Origin of the sequence: Streptomyces sp. NBC_01622, assembly GCF_045209635.1 — a bacterium.
Lineage (GTDB): Bacteria > Actinomycetota > Actinomycetes > Streptomycetales > Streptomycetaceae > Streptomyces.
In genome coordinates this window covers 1,547,965-1,565,205 of sequence record NZ_CP109293.1, presented here as the reverse complement: position 1 = coordinate 1,565,205, position 17,241 = coordinate 1,547,965, and the positions used below count along the sequence as shown (strand labels likewise).

At 71.5% G+C, this 17,241-nt stretch carries 14 protein-coding genes; all 14 read left to right on the top strand.

The window, feature by feature from the left end:
- The first annotated feature begins 2 nt into the window (after positions 1-2).
- From OH768_RS07230 to rfbC, 14 genes are read left to right on the top strand one after another with little or no spacing between them, the layout of a single operon-like run.
- Positions 3-2,192, top strand: coding sequence for a bi-domain-containing oxidoreductase (locus tag OH768_RS07230; protein WP_406451199.1), 2,190 nt, complete (start codon positions 3-5; stop codon positions 2,190-2,192).
- Positions 2,189-4,165, top strand: a complete 1,977-nt coding sequence (locus OH768_RS07225) for an alginate lyase family protein (protein ID WP_406451197.1) — start codon at positions 2,189-2,191, stop codon at positions 4,163-4,165. The genes OH768_RS07230 and OH768_RS07225 overlap by 4 nt, the downstream gene beginning before the upstream one ends.
- A complete protein-coding gene (locus OH768_RS07220; protein ID WP_406465177.1) occupies positions 4,162-5,697 on the top strand; it encodes a right-handed parallel beta-helix repeat-containing protein in 1,536 nt (511 codons plus the stop codon). The genes OH768_RS07225 and OH768_RS07220 overlap by 4 nt, the downstream gene beginning before the upstream one ends.
- Position 5,698: 1 nt before the next feature.
- Positions 5,699-6,988 (top strand): O-antigen ligase domain-containing protein, encoded by a 1,290-nt coding sequence (locus OH768_RS07215; RefSeq protein WP_406451195.1) that lies wholly within the window; start codon positions 5,699-5,701, stop codon positions 6,986-6,988.
- Between the two features lie 2 nt (positions 6,989-6,990).
- Complete coding sequence (locus OH768_RS07210; protein WP_406451193.1) at positions 6,991-8,232, top strand: glycosyltransferase family 4 protein; 1,242 nt, start codon at positions 6,991-6,993, stop codon at positions 8,230-8,232.
- The gene (locus tag OH768_RS07205; RefSeq protein ID WP_406451191.1) at positions 8,229-9,482 is read left to right on the top strand and encodes a class I SAM-dependent methyltransferase; all 1,254 of its coding nucleotides are present in this window, start codon (positions 8,229-8,231) and stop codon (positions 9,480-9,482) included. The genes OH768_RS07210 and OH768_RS07205 overlap by 4 nt, the downstream gene beginning before the upstream one ends.
- Positions 9,479-10,273, top strand: coding sequence for a sugar phosphate nucleotidyltransferase (locus OH768_RS07200; protein ID WP_406451189.1), 795 nt, complete (start codon positions 9,479-9,481; stop codon positions 10,271-10,273). Before OH768_RS07205 ends, OH768_RS07200 begins: the two co-directional genes overlap by 4 nt.
- Complete coding sequence (locus OH768_RS07195; protein WP_406451187.1) at positions 10,270-10,917, top strand: PIG-L deacetylase family protein; 648 nt, start codon at positions 10,270-10,272, stop codon at positions 10,915-10,917. Before OH768_RS07200 ends, OH768_RS07195 begins: the two co-directional genes overlap by 4 nt.
- Before the next feature lie 5 nt (positions 10,918-10,922).
- Entirely contained in the window at positions 10,923-11,948 is a 1,026-nt protein-coding gene (locus OH768_RS07190) for an NAD-dependent epimerase/dehydratase family protein (protein ID WP_406465176.1), read from the top strand.
- Entirely contained in the window at positions 11,945-13,219 is a 1,275-nt protein-coding gene (locus OH768_RS07185; protein ID WP_406451185.1) for a DUF4910 domain-containing protein, read from the top strand. The genes OH768_RS07190 and OH768_RS07185 overlap by 4 nt, the downstream gene beginning before the upstream one ends.
- Positions 13,216-14,514 carry a hypothetical protein gene (locus tag OH768_RS07180; protein WP_406451183.1) on the top strand — a complete coding sequence of 433 codons (1,299 nt, stop codon included), beginning with the start codon at positions 13,216-13,218 and terminating at the stop codon, positions 14,512-14,514. The genes OH768_RS07185 and OH768_RS07180 overlap by 4 nt, the downstream gene beginning before the upstream one ends.
- Complete coding sequence (locus tag OH768_RS07175; protein WP_406451181.1) at positions 14,511-15,458, top strand: glycosyltransferase family 2 protein; 948 nt, start codon at positions 14,511-14,513, stop codon at positions 15,456-15,458. The genes OH768_RS07180 and OH768_RS07175 overlap by 4 nt, the downstream gene beginning before the upstream one ends.
- Entirely contained in the window at positions 15,455-16,693 is a 1,239-nt protein-coding gene (locus tag OH768_RS07170; protein ID WP_406451179.1) for a polysaccharide pyruvyl transferase family protein, read from the top strand. The genes OH768_RS07175 and OH768_RS07170 overlap by 4 nt, the downstream gene beginning before the upstream one ends.
- Positions 16,690-17,241, top strand: coding sequence for a dTDP-4-dehydrorhamnose 3,5-epimerase (gene rfbC, locus OH768_RS07165; protein WP_406451177.1), 552 nt, complete (start codon positions 16,690-16,692; stop codon positions 17,239-17,241). Before OH768_RS07170 ends, rfbC begins: the two co-directional genes overlap by 4 nt.

The window sequence follows — 17,241 nt, the reverse complement described above, 5'->3', positions numbered from 1 at the left end:
TGGTGAAGCAGGTTGTACAGAACTACAAGAGCGGCGAGCTGGCGGTGCTCGACGTTCCGGTACCGGGGTGTAAGCCGGGCGGTGTGCTGGTGCGCAGCGCCTACTCGCTGATATCCACCGGCACCGAGCTCATGAAGGTCTCCGAGGCCGGCATGTCGATGCTGGGCAAGGCCCGCTCCCGGCCGGACCAGGTGGCCAAGGTCATGCAGAGCGTGGCCACCAACGGGGTGCCCGCCACCTACCGCAAGGTGATGGGCAAGCTGGACTCCTACACCCCGCTGGGCTATTCGCTGTGCGGGGTGGTCGAGCAGGTCGGCGCCGGGATCGACGATGTGAAGGTCGGCGACCTGGTGGCCTGCGCGGGCAACGAGCACGCGCTGCACGCCGAGTTGAACTGGGTGCCGAAGAACCTCTACGCCCCGGTCCCCGACGGCCTCGCGCCGCGGCACGCGGCCTTCGGCACCGTCGGCTCGATCGCGATGCAGGGCGTCCGCCAGGGCGAGCCGCAGCTCGGCGAGGTCGCCCTGGTCATCGGCCTCGGCCTGATCGGGCAGCTGGTGGTGCAACTGCTCACCGCCGCCGGAGTCCGCGTCGTCGGCGCCGACCCGGACCCGGCGCGCTGCGAGCTCGCCGAGCGCCTCGGCGCCGCGGCCTGCGGCGACCCCGCCTCCGCTGCCGTAGAGGCCGCCGTCGCCGAACTCACCGACGGCCACGGCGTGGACCAGGTGTTCCTGGCCGCCGGGGGCGGCAGCAACCAGCCCGTCGAGCTGGCCGCCCGGCTCGCACGGGACCGCGGCCGGGTCGTCGACATCGGCAAGTGCCGCCTGGACCTGCCGTGGAACGCGTACTACGAGAAGGAACTCGACGTCCGCTTCTCGCGCTCCTACGGCCCCGGCCGCTACGACCCGTCGTACGAGCTGGAGGGACGCGACTACCCGATCGGCTACGTCCGCTGGACCGAGCGCCGCAACCTGGCGTGCTTCCTCGACCTCCTCGCCCGCGGCAGCGTCGACGTGGAGCCCCTGGTCTCCCACATCGCCGACTTCGACGACGCCGTCGAGACGTACCGGCGGCTGAAGGACGGCGAACTGAAGGCCGTCGCGGTGCTGTTCCGGTACCCCGAACAGGCGGAGGAACAAGGGGAATCGGCGGCCCCGGAGGTGTCCGTGCCCGAGGTGCGACGCAGCGGCAAGACCGTCGCCCCGGCCCGGTCCGCCAACGCGCCGGTACGTGTCGCGTTCGTCGGCGCGGGCAACTACGCGACGTCGATGCTGCTGCCGCACCTGGCCCGGCGCGAGGGCGTCGAGCTGTCGACCGTCGTCACCACGACGGCGCTCTCCGGGGCCAACGCGCAGCGGAAGTTCGGCTTCGCCCAGGCGACCACCGACCTCGACACCGTCCTCGGCGACAAGTCCGTCGACGCGGTGTTCGTGGTCACCCGGCACAGCTCGCACGCCGAACTGACCCGGCAGGCGCTGCTGGCCGGCAAGACCGTGTTCGTGGAGAAGCCCCTGGCCCTCACCGAGGACGAGCTGGCCGGCGTACTCGCGGCGGTGGGGGAGTCCGGCAACGACCGCCTCCAAGTGGGCTTCAACCGCCGTTTCGCGCCGCTGCTCCAGGAGGCCAAGGAGCGGTTCGGCGCCCGCACCGGTCCGGCGAGCCTGCGCTACCTGGTCAACGCGGGCAAGCTCCAGCACGGCAGCTGGTACCTCCAACAGGGCGCCGAGGGCTCGCGGTTCGCCGGCGAGGGCGGCCACTTCATCGACACGGCGAGCTGGCTGCTCGAAGCCGACCCGGTCTCCGTGTACGCGACGGCCGCGCCCGGCAACGAGGACCTCCAGGTCGTCCTGCGCTACCCGGACGGCTCCACCGCCACCATCAGCTACGTCACCACCGGCGCCCCCGGCTTCCCCAAGGAGACCCTGGACCTGGTCGCGGACGGCAAGGTGCTGCGGCTCGACGACTTCGTCCGCGCCTCCGTCCACGGCCGCAAGAAGTGGGTCAGTTCGCGGCTGCCCAAGGCCCGGGACAAGGGCCAGAACGCCGAACTCGCCGCGTTCATCAAGGCCGTGCGGACCGGTGGACCGATGCCGGTGCCGCTGGAGTCGCTGGTCGCCACCACGGCGGCCACCCTCGCCGTGCGGGCGGGCCTGGCCGGCGGCGCGCCGGTGACCTTGGCGAGGACGCCATGACCATGAGCGCGGGCTGGTACCTGCGCCGCCTGTCCCGGATGGGCCCGCGGGAGATCGCGGGCCGGGCGGGCGACACCGTGCGCAGACGGCGCTGGCGGTCGGCGCCGCCCGACTGCCCGAGCGTCACCGGCGCCCGCTTCACCGCCGTCCTGCCCGCGGGGACGATCGCCGAGGTGCCGCCGGACGCCGCGAAACGCCTCGTCGCCGAGGCGGACCAACTGATGGCCGGGCACGCCGAGTTCTTCGGGGTGGTCCGCGACGACCTCACCGACCCGGACTGGTTCTACGACCCGAAGACCGGGCGCCGGGCCCCGTCGGGCTACGCCTTCGACGTGCCGTACCGCGACGAGGACGTGGCCGGGGACATCAAGCAGATCTGGGAGCCGTCCCGGCACCAGTACCTCACCGTGCTCGCCGCCGCCTACGCGGTCACCGGGGACGAGCGGTACGCCGAGCGCGTCGCCGGGCACCTGCGGTCGTGGTGGGCGGCCAACCCGCCGCTGCGCGGTGTGCACTGGATCAGCGGCATCGAGCTGGGCATCCGGCTGCTGTCGTGGGTGTGGATCCGCCGGCTGCTCGACGGCTGGCCGGGCGCGGCCGAGCTGTTCGAGGACAACCCGGTCGCGCTGAACCAGATCTGGCACCACCAGCGCTGGCTGGCCGCCTTCCCCAGCCGGGGCTCCTCGGCGAACAACCACGTCATCGCCGAGACCGCCGGGCAGTCCGCCGCGGCCTGCGCGTTCAACTGGTTCCCCTCGTCGGCGCGTTGGCGCTCCGACGCGCTGCGCTCGCTGGAGCGGCAGCTGCGCGCCAACACCTTCGACTCCGGCCTCAACCGTGAGCTGGCCACCGAGTACCACGGACTCGTGCTGGAACTCGGTCTTGCCGCGGTGGCCGAGGCGGACGCCGCAGGCGTGCCGGTGCCCGAGTCGCTCCGGCTGGTGCTGCTGCGGATGACCGACGCGCTCGCCGCTGTAGTGGACAACCGACTGCGACCGCCCCGCCAGGGGGACGCGGACGACGGCCACGGCCTGATCCTGGACGGCGAGGGCACCGACCGCTGGGGCTCGCTGCTGGCCACCGGCGACGCGGTGTTCGGCCGGCTCGACTGGTGGCCGGAGGTGACCGGCACCGATGTGCGCACCCCGCTGCTGGCCGCGCTCCTCCGGCCGTACGCGAAGGACGGAACCGCCCGCCCGGCGACCAGGCCCGCCCACTTCGCCGACGCGGGGCTCACCGTCCTGCGCGGTCCGGAGGAGATCTGGTGCCGCTGCGACGGAGGTCCGCACGGCTTCCTGTCCATCGCCGCGCACGCCCACGCGGACGCGCTGTCCGTGGAGGTCCGGCACGACGGCATCGATGTGCTCGCCGACCCGGGGACGTACTGCTACCACGGACAGCCCGCGTGGCGGCAGTACTTCCGGTCGACCCTCGGTCACAACACCCTCCAGCTGGACGGCGCTGACCAGTCCGTGTCCGGCGGCCCGTTCCTGTGGACCCGGCATGCCCGCACCCGCGTCCTGGATGTGGACAACTCCGGGGCAGGGGTGGCCCGTTGGGCCGCCGAGCACGACGGCTACCAGGGCTCGGTGCACCGCCGCCGGGTGGAGCTGACGGCCGCGAGCCAGGAGCTGAGGATCGTCGACGAGGTCCGCTGCCAACACAGCCCGCGCCGGGACGTGCGGTTGGCGTTCCACCTCGGCCCGGCGATCGCCGCGGACCTGGCGGGACACCGCGCGGTGCTCACCTGGATCCGGGACGGCGAGGGGCGTTCCGCGGTGCTCGAACTGCCCGAGCAACTGTCCTGGCGGGCGCACCGCGGCGAGAGCGAACCGCCGCTGGGCTGGTACTCCGCCGGATTCGGGCGCAAGGAACCCACCACCACGCTGATCGGCACCGGCTTCGCCGACGGCACGGACGGGTTCACCACCGTGCTCGGGTTCCGCGGCCAGGGGGGCGCGTGGGGAACATGAGACGGCACTGGGCGCCGGCGGTAGCACCGCTGGCACTGCTCCTGCTGACGGCGACCGGCTGCGACAGCACGTCGAGCGCCCCGGCCACGACGAAGCCGAACGCCGCGCCGTCCACGGCCACGTCCGCCGCCCGGTCCGTGGCCCGGGTGTGCGCCAACCCCGCCGCCGGACCGGCGAAGGCGCCGGAGGGCGCGGTGACCGTGGACCCCAAGGTGGTCGGCGACCTGGCGGCGAAGACCAAGAAGAGCCCCCCGAACACCACGTTCTGGCTCAAGCCGGGCACGCACAGACTCGAGCGGGACCGCTATGCCCAGGTCATCCCCAAGAAGGGGGACCACTACATCGGCGCGCCGGGCGCGGTGCTCGACGGCCGGAAGGTCAACCAGTACGCCTTCACCGGCAACGCCGCCGACGTCACCATCCGCTATCTCACCGTGCAGGGATTCGTCGCGCCGCAGGACGAGGGCGTCGTCAACCACGACTCGGCCGACGGATGGGTCATCGAACACACGACGATCAAGGACAACTCCGGCGCCGGACTGATGGCCGGCGCCCGCCAGCAGGTCCGCGCCGACTGCCTGCGCGACAACGGCCAGTACGGCATGAACGCCTACAAGGGCAACGGCCCCCTCACCGGCCTCGTGGTCCAGGGCAACGAGATCGTCGGCAACAACACGGGCGACTGGGAGCGGAAGAAGAAGGGCTGCGGCTGCACCGGAGGCATCAAGTTCTGGGAGGTCAACGGGGCCGACATCAGCGGGAATTGGGTGCACGACAACCGCGGCGCCGGGCTGTGGGCCGACACCAACAACAACGACTTCCGTATCGAGAACAACGTGATCGAGGCCAACGACGGTGCCGCACTGATCTACGAGACGAGCTACAACGCGGTCATCCGGGACAACACGATCCGGCGGAACAACCGGGTCGAGGGCCGCAAGGCGGCCGACAGCGGCGACAACTTCCCGTACGCGACCGTCTACTTGTCCGAGTCCGGCGGCGAACCGCGGGTCAAGGCCCGCACCCACAAGATCGAGATCTACGGGAACGTGCTGGAGAACAACTGGTCCGGAATCACCCTGTGGGAGAACGCCGACCGGTACTGCAACAGCCCGGCCAACACCTCCTCGGGTGACTGCACCCTGCTGGTGAAGAAGACGAGCAGCTGTGTGAGACCGGCGATCGCCAAGGCCCCGCTCTACTCGGACTGCCGGTGGAAGACCCAGTGGGTGGACATCCACGACAACCGCTTCGTGCTCGACGAGTCCGTCGTCAAGTGCACGGAGATGTGCGACCGCATGGCGGTGCTGTCCAACTACGGCACCTATCCGGACTGGTCGCCGTACCACGGCGAAGGGGTGGCCGACGCCATCACCGAGAAGCAGCACAACAGCTGGCACGACAACGTCTACGTCGGGCCGTGGAAGTTCGTCGCCGAGGACCAGAGCCGGGTGCTCGACTTCGGGCAGTGGCAGGCGACGCCCTACCAGCAGGACAAGGGCAGCACCCTCGACCTACAGGCCGGTGGTTGAGATGGGTGAGAACCTGACGCGCGGACCGGACACGGCGGGGACGGTGCCCGGCGCCGAACCGCGCCCGGCCGGCACACCGAAGGCCGTCGGGATCGTCTGGGGGCTGCTGGTCCTCAACACGCTCGGCTCCGCCGGGGCGAAGACCATCGTCCCGCTGCCCCGCTCCCTCATCCAGATGGTCACCATGGGCTCGCTGGTCGCCGCGTTCGGCCTGGCACTCGTGGTCAACCAGCGGGTGCGCGTGCGGTCCAGCGCCTATGTGCTGCTGCTCAGCCTGCTGCTGGTGTCCAGCGTGATCTCCAGCGCGAGCCTGGAGTCCGGGATGGGCGCGCTGTTCCGCTGCTTCCGGCTGACTCTCTTCGTCGGCACCCTGTGGCTGCTCAGCCGCTGGTGGGACGGCAGCCTCACGTTCGTCCGGTACCACATCCGGGCGTACTTCGCGGTTCTCGGCTCGGTGGCCCTCGGCCTGGTCGTCTCCCCGGGCAAGGCGCTGCCCGACCTCTACGGCGGACGCCTGGTCGGCGCGCTGTGGCCGCTCACCCCGCCGCAGATCGGGCAGTACGCGGCGGTGATCACCGGGCTCACCGTGCTGCTCGTCATCGGCAAACGGACCGACCGGACCAGCGCCGTGCTGGTCATCGTGCCGTCGCTGGTGCTGCTCGCGCTGACCCACACCCGGACGGCCACGCTCGGCCTGCTGCTCGGGCTGGCGCTCGCGATCGGCTCGCTCATGCTGACCAGCGCCGTGGCCCGCCGGTTCTTCACCTGGGCGGTGCTGATCTCCGGGGTGGCCGCGGTGGGCTTCGCCTCCGCGCTGCAGACGTGGTTCCTGCGCGGACAGAGCCAGGAGAACTTCTCCAGTCTCACCGGCCGGGCCAAGGTCTGGAACGCTCTGCTGGCCGAGCCCCGGTCGACAGCGGAGAAGCTGTTCGGCGTGGGCCTGGGCGACAAGTCGTTCGGCGGGCTGCCGATCGACAACAGCTGGCTGGCCGTCTACAACGAGCAGGGTCTGATCGGTGTCACCCTCGTCGCGGTGATCATCGTTGTGCTGGGCGGCGTCGCGCTGCTGCGCCCGCCGTCCTTGCAGCGGGCCTGCGCGATCTTCCTGATCAGCTACTGCGCGATCGCCTCGTACACCGAGGCCGGCCTCGGCGACGCCTCGCCCTATCTGCTCCATCTGGCCCTGGCCGCCTCGCTGTTGGCGGCACCCGCCCAGGCCGCTCCGCTCGCGCTGCCCGAAGCCCCTCGACGGCGCGTCCCGCGCTGGGCCCGTAGATCGGAGGTGAACTGAGCATGCACGTCCTCGTGGTGCACAACCGCTACAACTCGGCGCAGCCGAGCGGGGAGAACAAGGTCGTAGACCAGGAGGTGGAGCTGCTGCGCGCGGCCGGCCACCGGGTCGAGCTGTTCGAGCGGCGCAGCGACGACATCGGCGCCCGCTCCCTCCTCGGCAAGGTCGCGGTACCGCTCCTGGTGCCGTGGAACCCGGCCGTGCGCAGGGAACTCGCCGCCAGACTGCGCGCCGAGCGGCCGGACGTGGTGCACGTCCACAACGTGTTCCCGCTCCTGTCGCCCGCGGTCCTCGCCGCCTGCGCCGACGCCGCAGTACCCGCCGTCGCCACGCTGCACAACTACACCCAGGTCTGCCCGCCCGGCACACTCCAGCGGGACGGCCGGCCCTGCACCGAGTGCGTCGGCTCGACGCCGCTGCCCGCCGTCCGGCACGGCTGCTACCGCAACTCCCGCCTCGCGACCGTGCCGCTGGCGGTCAGCCTGTCGGCCAACCGGCGGCGCTGGTGGACCGGCGTGGAGCGCTTCCTGTGCATCTCCGCCGCGCAGCGAGACGTCCTGGTGAGCTCCGGCATGCCGGCCGAACGCCTCGCGGTGAAGCACAACTTCGTCCCCGAACCGGACATCCGCCGGGCGGGCGGGGGAGAGCAGCTGCTGTATCTCGGCCGGCTCGCCGAGGCCAAGGGCGTACGGCTGCTCATGGCCGCGTGGGACGAGGTCGCGGCGGGCGGCGGCGCGGGCGTCCCGCTCGTGATCGCAGGCACCGGGCCGCTGGAGAAAGAGGTGACCGCCTGGGCGGCCGGCCGGGACGACGTGCGCTACGTCGGCCTGCTGGACCCGGCGGAGTGCCGCAAGGCCATCGCGCGGTCCGTCGCCGTGGTGGCGCCCTCGACCTGGCTGGAGGCGTTCGGCCTGGTGGTCGTGGAGGCGATGGCGGCCGGGGTGCCGACCGTCGCCGCCGGTCACGGCGCCTTCGTCGAACTCGTCGAGGACGGCGTCACCGGGCTGCTGCACCGGCCGGGCGACGCCGCCTCGCTCGCGTCCGGCATCCGCCGGATCACGGCCGACCCGGACCGCAACCGGGATATGGGTGAGGCGGCCCGACGCCGCTACGAGCAGGGATTCAGCCCGGCCGTCGGCCTGGAGCGCCTGCTGGAGGAGTACCGGACCGCGATCGCGGGTCGGTCAGCACAGGCTCGCGATGGGGACACCCACGCGAGCAGGGGGGATGGGGACAGCAGATGACACGATGCCGACTCTGCGGCTCGGAAGCGATGGCGAGCGTCGTCGACCTTGGGGCGACACCGCCGTGTGAGAGCTTTCTCGCCGCGGACCAACTGGACCTGCCGGAACCGGCGTACCCGCTGCATCTGCGGGTCTGCACCGACTGCTGGCTGGCGCAGATACCGCCGCTGATCACGCCTGAGGAGACGTTCAAGGAGTACGCGTACTTCTCCTCGTTCTCGACCTCCTGGGTGGAGCACGCGCGCACCTTCGTCGACGGCGCGGTGGACCGCCTCGGCCTCGGCTCCGACGCCTTCGTGGTCGAGGTCGCGAGCAACGACGGCTACCTGCTGCGGCACGTGGTGGACCGGGGGATCCGCTGCCTGGGCATCGAACCCTCGGTGAACGTCGGTGCCGCGGCGCGCGAGGCGGGTGTGCCCACGTTCACGGACTTCCTGAGCCCCGACACCGGCTCCGCCGTCCGCGCCGAGCACGGCCCGGCAAACCTGGTCGTGGCCAACAACGTGTACGCACACATCCCCGACGTGGTCGGCTTCACCCAGGGGCTGCGCGCCCTGGTCGCCGACGACGGCTGGGTCTCCATCGAGGTGCAGCACCTGCTGACCCTGATCGAGGAGAACCAGTACGACACGATCTACCACGAGCACTTCCAGTACTACACGGTCGCCTCGGCGATCCGGGCCCTCGCCAGCGGCGGACTCGCCCTCGTGGACGTCGAGTTGCTGCCCACACACGGCGGCTCCATCCGCCTGTGGGCCCGCCCGGCCGAGGTCGCGGGAGAGCCCTCGCAGCGGGTGGCCGACGTGCTGGCCCGGGAGAAGGCCGCCGGGCTGCAGGAACTGGCCGGGTACACCGAGTTCTCCGCCCGGGTCGCCAAGGTGCGCCGGGACCTGCTGCGGTTCCTCATCGACGCGGCCGACCGCGGCGAGACCGTCGTCGGCTACGGCGCCCCCGGCAAGGGCAACACCCTGCTCAACCACTGCGGCATCCGCCCCGACCTGCTCGCGTACACGGTCGACCGCAACCCGTACAAGCACGGCCGGTTCACCCCCGGCACTCGCATCCCGATCCTCCCGCCCGAGCAGATAGCCGCCGACAAGCCCGACTACGTCCTCGTCCTCCCGTGGAACCTGCGGGCCGAACTGGTCGAGCAACTGTCCTTCGTGCACGAGTGGGGCGGCCGGCTCGTCTTCCCCATCCCGGAACTGGGCATCGTCGAGGCCGCGCAGTCGAAAGAGGTCACAGCATGAAGGTCGTCCTGTTCTGCGGCGGTTACGGGATGCGCATGCGCAACGGAACCTCCGACGACGTCCCCAAGCCGATGGCGATGGTCGGGCCCAGACCCCTGATCTGGCACGTCATGCGCTACTACGCGCACTTCGGGCACAAGGAGTTCATCCTGTGCCTCGGCTACGGCGCCCACCACATCAAGAACTTCTTCCTCAACTACGAGGAGACCGCCTCCAACGACTTCGTGCTGCGCGGCGGGCAGACCGAGCTGCTCTCCACCGACATCGCCGACTGGACGATCACCTTCGCGCAGACCGGCATCGAGTCACCCATCGGGGAGCGGCTGCGCCGGGTGCGCCACCACCTGGACGGCGACGAGATGTTCCTCGCCAACTACGCCGACGTCCTGACCGACGCCCCGCTGCCGGAGATGATCGACCGGTTCGCCCAGCGCGACGCGGGCGCGTCGATGATGGTCGTGCCGCCGCAATCCTCTTTCCACTGCGTGGAGTTGGGCGAGGACGGCCTGGTGGGCGGCATCACCGCGGTGAGCGACATGCCGCTGTGGGAGAACGGCGGCTACTTCGTGCTCCGCCAGGAGGTCTTCGACCACATACCGGAGAACGGTGACCTGGTCGCCGACGGATGTTCCCAACTGGCCAAGCGGGGACGGCTGGTGGCGCATCAGCACCGAGGTTTCTGGAAGCCGACGGACACCGTGAAGGAGCGGGCCGCGCTCGACGAGGCCTACGCGCGGGGCGACCGCCCGTGGGCCGTGTGGGAGCGGGACAGCGCGGGGGTGCGTGCGTGATCAGGCTCGGAGCCGGTCCTCTCGACCGGATCGTCGTCGTGGGCGCCCACTGCGACGACATCGCCATCGGCGCCGGCGGCACCCTGCTGACGCTGTGCCAGGCGCGGCCCGGCATCCGCGTCGACGCGCTGGTGCTCTCCGGCGGCGGCAGCGAGCGCGAGCAGGAGGAACAGGCCGCGCTCACCGCCTTCTGCCCGGGCGCCGACCTGCGGCTGACCGTGCACAAACTGCCGGACGGCCGCCTGCCCGCGCACTGGGAGGAGGCCAAGGCCGCCGTCGAGGAACTCCGCGCGCAGAGCGAGCCGGAGCTGGTCCTCGCGCCGCGCACCGACGACGCCCACCAGGACCACCGCGGCCTGGCGAAGCTGATGACCACCGCGTTCCGCGACCACCTCGTGCTCGGCTACGAGATCGTCAAGTGGGACGGCGACCTCGGCCGGCCGGCGGCCTACCAGCCGCTGGAGACCGAGACCGCCGAAGAGAAGGTACGGCTGCTGCAGGAGCACTACCCCTCGCAGCGCCACCGGCCGTGGTACGACCGGGAGGCCTTCCTCGGCCTCGCCCGGATCCGCGGCATCGAATGCCACGCGCGCTACGCCGAGGCGTTCGCCGTCACCAAACTCACGCTCAACCTGGGGGGTTGAACACCTTGCGCGTACTACTGACCGGACACCAGGGCTATCTGGGCACCGTGATGGCACCCGTCCTCACCGCTGCCGGACACGAGGTCGTCGGCCTCGACGCCGGCCTGTTCGCCGACTCCGTCCTCGGCCCGCAGCCCGCCGACCCGCCCGGGGTGCGGGTGGACCTGCGCGACCTCACCGCCGAGCACGTGGCCGGGGTCGACGCCGTGATCCACCTGGCCGCGCTGTCCAACGACCCGCTCGGCTCGCTGGCCCCGGAACTCACCTACGACATCAACCACCACGCGTCCGTACGACTGGCAAAGCTGGCCCGCGACGCCGGAGTCCGGCGCTTCCTGTACGCGTCGACCTGCTCCGTCTACGGCGCCTCGGGCGGCGACGACCTGGTGACCGAGGACGCCCCGCTGCGCCCGGTGACGCCGTACGCGGAGTCGAAGGTGCGGGTCGAGGACGACGTGCACGCGCTCGCCGACGACGACTTCACCCCGGTGTTCATGCGCAACGCCACCGCCTTCGGCTACTCGCCCCGGCTGCGCGCCGACATCGTGCTGAACAACCTGGTGGGCCACGCGCTTCTGTCCGGCGAGGTGCTGGTCCTCTCCGACGGCACCCCCTGGCGCCCGCTCGTGCACGCCGCCGACATCGCGCGCGCCTTCACGGCCGCGCTCACCGCGCCGCGCGAGGCGGTCCACGACCGGGCGTTCAACATCGGCAGCGAGATCAACAACGTCACCGTCGCCGAGATCGCCGATCAGGTCGCCGAGGCGGTGTCCGGCGCGAAGGTCGTGATCACCGGCGAGAACGGCGCCGACCCGCGCTCGTACCGGGTGGACTTCTCCCGCTTCCGCACCGCGATCCCCGACTTCGACTGCGAGTGGACGGTGAAGCAGGGCGCGCTCGAACTCGCCGACGCCTACCGGAAGTTCGGGCTGACCCGGGAGGACTTCGAGCAGCGCTTCACCCGCCTCGCCGTACTGCGCGCGGCCACCGACGCCGGCACCGTCGACGACACCCTGCGGTGGCGCCGATGACCGCAGTCGGCGAGGAGATGCACGCACTGGTGGAGCGGCTGTACCCGCTCTGCCGGAGCATCACCGGCGACGGTGTGCGCGCCACCCTGGACATCGTCGGCGAGTACCTCCCGCTGAACGTGCACGAGGTGCCGACCGGGACCCAGGTCCTCGACTGGACGGTTCCGCAGGAGTGGAACATCCGGGACGCGTACATCGCCGACGCCACCGGCCGGCGGGTCGTCGACTTCGCCGAGTCCAGCCTGCACGTACTCGGCTACAGCGTGCCGGTGTCGAAGACCATGCCGCTCACCGAGCTGCGCGAACACCTGCACACGATGCCGGACCACCCGTCCTGGGTGCCGTACCGCACGAGCTACTACAAGCCGGACTGGGGATTCTGCCTGGCCCAGGAGACCCTGGACGCGCTGCCCGAAGGCGACTACGAGGTACGCGTCGACTCCACCCTCGCGGACGGCCACCTCACCTACGCCGAGCACGTGGTCCCCGGACAGGTGGCCGACGAGGTCATCGTCTCCTGCCACACCTGCCACCCGTCGCTGGCCAACGACAACCTGGCCGGCATCGCGGTCGCGACCTTCCTGGCCCGCGCGCTGGCGCGGGAAACGCCGTACTACACCTACCGGTTCATCTACGCGCCCGGCACCATCGGGGCGATCACCTGGCTGGCCCGCAACGCGGAACGGGTGGACCGGGTCAAGCACGGGCTGGTGCTGGCCTGCGCAGGCGACTCGGGTCAACTGACGTACAAACAAAGTCGACGCGGCGACGCGGAGATCGACCGCGTCCTGCGGCACGTACTGACCGCGTCCGAACGCCCGCACCGCGTCGACGAGTTCACGCCGTACGGGTACGACGAGCGGCAGTACTGCTCACCCGGGTTCAACCTCGGCGTGGGCTCGCTCAGCCGGACCCCGTACGCCGGGTACCCCGAGTACCACACCTCGGCGGACAACCCGGACTTCGTCTCCCCGGAGGCGATGGCCGACACCCTCGCCGTCTGCCGCGAGGCGTTCGCCGTTCTCGACCGCAACCGGCGGTACCTCAACCTCAGCCCTTACGGCGAACCCCAGCTGGGCCGGCGCGGGTTGTACGACGCGCTCGGCGGACGCAGCGACACCAAGCAGGCCCAGATGGCCATGCTCTGGGTGCTCAACCTCTCCGACGGCGAGCACAGTCTGCTGGACGTCGCCGAACGGTCCGGGCTGCCGTTCGACAGCGTCGCCGGCGCGGCCGACGCCCTGCACGAGGCCGGGCTGATCAAGACATGACGCCGACGACCACCGACGGGGAGAAGGCCACGAGACCGGCCCGGTCCGCCAAGCGGGCCCTCGTCGGCCGGCTGTCCTGGGGACTGGCCGACCAGGCGGCCTCCAGCATCAGCAACTTCGCGGTGGGCATCTACGTGGCCCGCTCGCTGGGGGTGACGGCGTTCGGCGTGTTCAGCCTCGCCTGGGTGACCTACGGAGTGGTGCTCAACGTCTCCCGCGGCCTGGCCACCGACCCGCTCGTGGTCCGCTTCAGCGGGGTGCCGCAGGCGTCCTGGCGCGGGGCGGTGGCCCGCTCGACGGGCACCGCGCTCTGCGTCGGCACGGCCCTCGGAGTGCTGTGCCTGGCGGCCGGACTCGGCCTCGGCGGCCGGGTCGGGCCCGCGTTCGCCGCCCTCGGACTCATGATGCCGGGGCTGCTGCTCCAGGACGCCTGGCGGTTCTCGTTCTTCGCCGCAGGCGACGGGCGGAAGGCGTTCGTCAACGACGTCGTCTGGGGCATCGCGCTCGTCCCCGCCATGGTGGTGGCGGCCCATGTCGGCACCGTGGCCGCCTTCGTGCTCGCCTGGGGCGCGTCCGCCACGGTCGCGGCCGGATACGGCTGCATCCAGTCCGGCATCCGGCCCCGGCCGGCCCAGGCCCGCGGCTGGCTGCGCGAACAGCGCGACCTCGGCTACCGGTACCTGGTCGAGAACGTCAGCCTCAGCGGCGCGAGCCAGTTGCGGGCGTACGGCCTCGGCGCGATCGTCGGGGTGAGCGCGGTCGGCGCGGTGCGCGGCGCCGAACTCCTCCTCGGCCCCTTCCTCGCCGTACTGATGGGGCTCTCGCTGGTCACCGTCCCCGAGGCGGCACGCGTGCTGCGGCAGGCCCCGCACCAACTCGGCAGGTTCTGCCTGATGCTCGGCGGGGGACAGGCCGTCGGCGCGCTGCTCTGGGGCTCGGCGCTGCTGCTGATGCCCGGCCGGCTCGGCGAGTTGGCGCTCGGCGACGTCTGGCACTCCTCCTCGCACCTCATCGTGCAGATCACCCTCAGCGTCGCCGGAGCGGGCCTCGGCACCGGCGCCGCGGCCGGACTCCGCGCGCTCGGCGCCGCCCGCCGCAGCCTGCGCTGCCAGCTCTTCGCCTCCGCCTGCTACGTCGGCGGCGGGCTCGGCGGCGCGGCCCTCGGCGGCACGGCCGGCTCGGCCTGGGGCGTCGCCGCCGCGACCATCAGCGGCTCGGCCGTGTGGTGGCTGCAACTGCGCTCCGCCCTGCGCGAGCGCCAACGCGAACCCATCCCCGAATTGAGGACCTCATGACCGACCGACCGAGGCTGAGCATCGGCCTGCCCGTGTACAACGGCGAGGAGTACCTGGCCGAGTCGTTCGACGCCCTGCTCGGCCAGACCTACGAGGACTTCGAGCTGGTCGTCTCCGACAACGCCTCGACCGACGGCACCGAGGCCATCTGCCGCAAGTACGCCGCGCAGGACTCCCGCATCCGCTACGTCCGGCTGCCCCGCAACATCGGCGCCACCCCGAACCACAACCACGTCTTCGCCGAGTCCCGCGGCGAGCTCTTCAAGTGGGCCTCGCACGACGACCTCTACGGCCGCGACCTGCTGCGGCGCTGCATAGGAGCACTGGACGAGCGGCCGGACGCCATTCTCGCCCACACCGGCCAGGCGGTCATCGACGGCGACGGCCAGGTGACGGTCCCGTACGAGTACACGCTCGCCACCGGCTCTCCGAACGCACCCGAGCGCTTCCGCAGTCTGCTGTTCGAGCCGGGCGGCGACGACTTCTACGGAGTGATGCGGGCCGACATGCTGCGCCGGGTGAAACCGATGGACAGCTACCACCACGCGGACCGCACCTTCGTCGCCGAGATCACCCTGCACGGACGCTTCCACCAGGTACCGGAACTGCTCTACTTCCGCCGCGACCACCCCACTCGCGCCGAGCGGGCCAACCCCTCCAAGCGCGCCCGCTGCGTCAACCTGGACCCGCGCCGGGCAGGCGCGCTGCACCCGACGCCCCGGCTGCTCGCCGAGTACGTCTGGGGCTTCGCCTCCGCGATCCGGCGGGCACCGCTGTCCCCGGCCGACCGGCGCGCCTGCTACCGCCACCTGGCCTCCTGGATGACCAGCCGGGTCCGGCCCGGCGCCGGCGAGCGGGTCGAGGACCGCGCCCCGGTCGACCCGGCCCAGCTCACGGTCTCCGTGGACGCCCTGGTCGCCGGCCGCGAAGGGAGGCACGCATGACGTCCGCGGTATCAACTCCCGTGCGCGTCGGGGTGTTCGGCCTGCTCGGCTCCGGCAACCTCGGCAACGACGGATCGCTCGAAGCCGTCCTCGGCTACCTCCGCGCCGACCACCCGGACGCGGTCGTGGACGCGCTGTGCGGTGGGCCCGAGGCTGTGACGGCCCGGTTCGGGATCCCCGCCACCCGGATGCACTGGAACCGCGCCGAGTACCGCACCGCGTCCCGCGTGAGCGCGATCGCGTCCAAGGGGCTCGGCAAACTCGTCGACGTCTTCCGCACCGCCGCCTGGGTACGCCGCCACGACGTGGTGATCGTGCCGGGCATGGGCGTCCTGGAAGCCACCCTGCCGCTACGGCCCTGGGGCTTCCCGTACTCGCTGTTCCTGCTCTGCGCGAGCGGCCGGCTGACGCGCACCCGGGTCGCGCTGGTCAGCGTCGGCGCCGCCGAGATCCGCAACCGGCCCACCCGCGCCCTGGTCCGCTGGTCGGGGCGCCTGGCCGCCTACCGGTCCTACCGGGACGCCCAATCCAGGGACGCCATGCGGGCGATGGGCGTGAACACCGCGCGCGACGAGGTCTACCCGGACCTCGCCTTCTCCCTGCCGGCACCGCCGTCGAGCCCGCCCTCGCAGGCGCCGGGCCCGGTCTGCGTCGGCGTCATGGACTTCCACGGCGGCAACGACGACCGCACCCGGGCCGACGAGATCTACCGGCGCTATCTCGACGGGACGATCCGGTTCGTCCGCACCCTGGTCGAGGAGGGCAGGCCGGTCCGGTTGCTCACCGGCGACCGGTGCGACGCCACGGTGGTCGCCGCGATCCTCGACGCGGTGGACTCCCCGCTGGTCACCGCGGCCGAACCGGCCTCACTGGCCGACCTGATGAACGAGATGGTGGCCGCCGACACCGTGGTGGCGGTCCGCTACCACAACCTGATCTGCGCGCTGAAGACCGGCACACCGGTGCTCGCGCTCAGCTACGCGGCGAAGAGCGACGCGCTCATGGAGCGGATGGGCCTCGGCGCGTACTGCCACCCGGCGCGCGAGGTCGACGCCGACCGGTTGCTGGAGCAATTCCGGGCGCTGGAGAAGCGAGCGCCCGAACTGCGGCAGACCCTCGCCGAGCGGAACCAGGCCGCCGCCCGCCAACTCGAGGACCAGTTCAGCTCGTTGACCGCGGCCGTCTTCCCCACGACCGACCACACCCACGCCCACGCCCGGCAGGAGTCTCCATGAAAGCGACCGAAGTCCCGGAGATCGCCGGCGCGTACCTCTTCGAGCCGACGCCCTACACCGACGAACGCGGCTTCTTCTGCCGCACGTTCGACGCCGACGTGGTCCGCTCGGTGGGCCTCGACCCGGACGCCTTCGTGCAGGACAGCCTGTCCCGCTCGGTCCGGGGCGTGGTGCGCGGCCTGCACCTGCGCTCCGGCGCGGGCGAGGCCAAGCTGGTGCGGTGCTCGTACGGGCGGATCTTCGACGTCGTCGTGGATCTGCGGCCGGATTCTCCGACTTACCGCAATTGGACCTCCTTTGAGCTCACAGGAGAATCACAGCCAACTCTTTACATTCCCGCGGGATGCGCGCACGGTTTTCAGGCACTGACCGACACCGCCGACACCTCGTACCGGATCGACCGCCCGCACGATCCGGCCGAGGACGTGACGATCGCCTTCGACGACCCGGAGCTCGCCATTCCCTGGCCGCTGCCGGTTGCACTGATGTCCCAACGGGACCGTGAGGCGCCGGGCCTCGCCGATGTCCTGAAGCACAGAGAAAGTTGA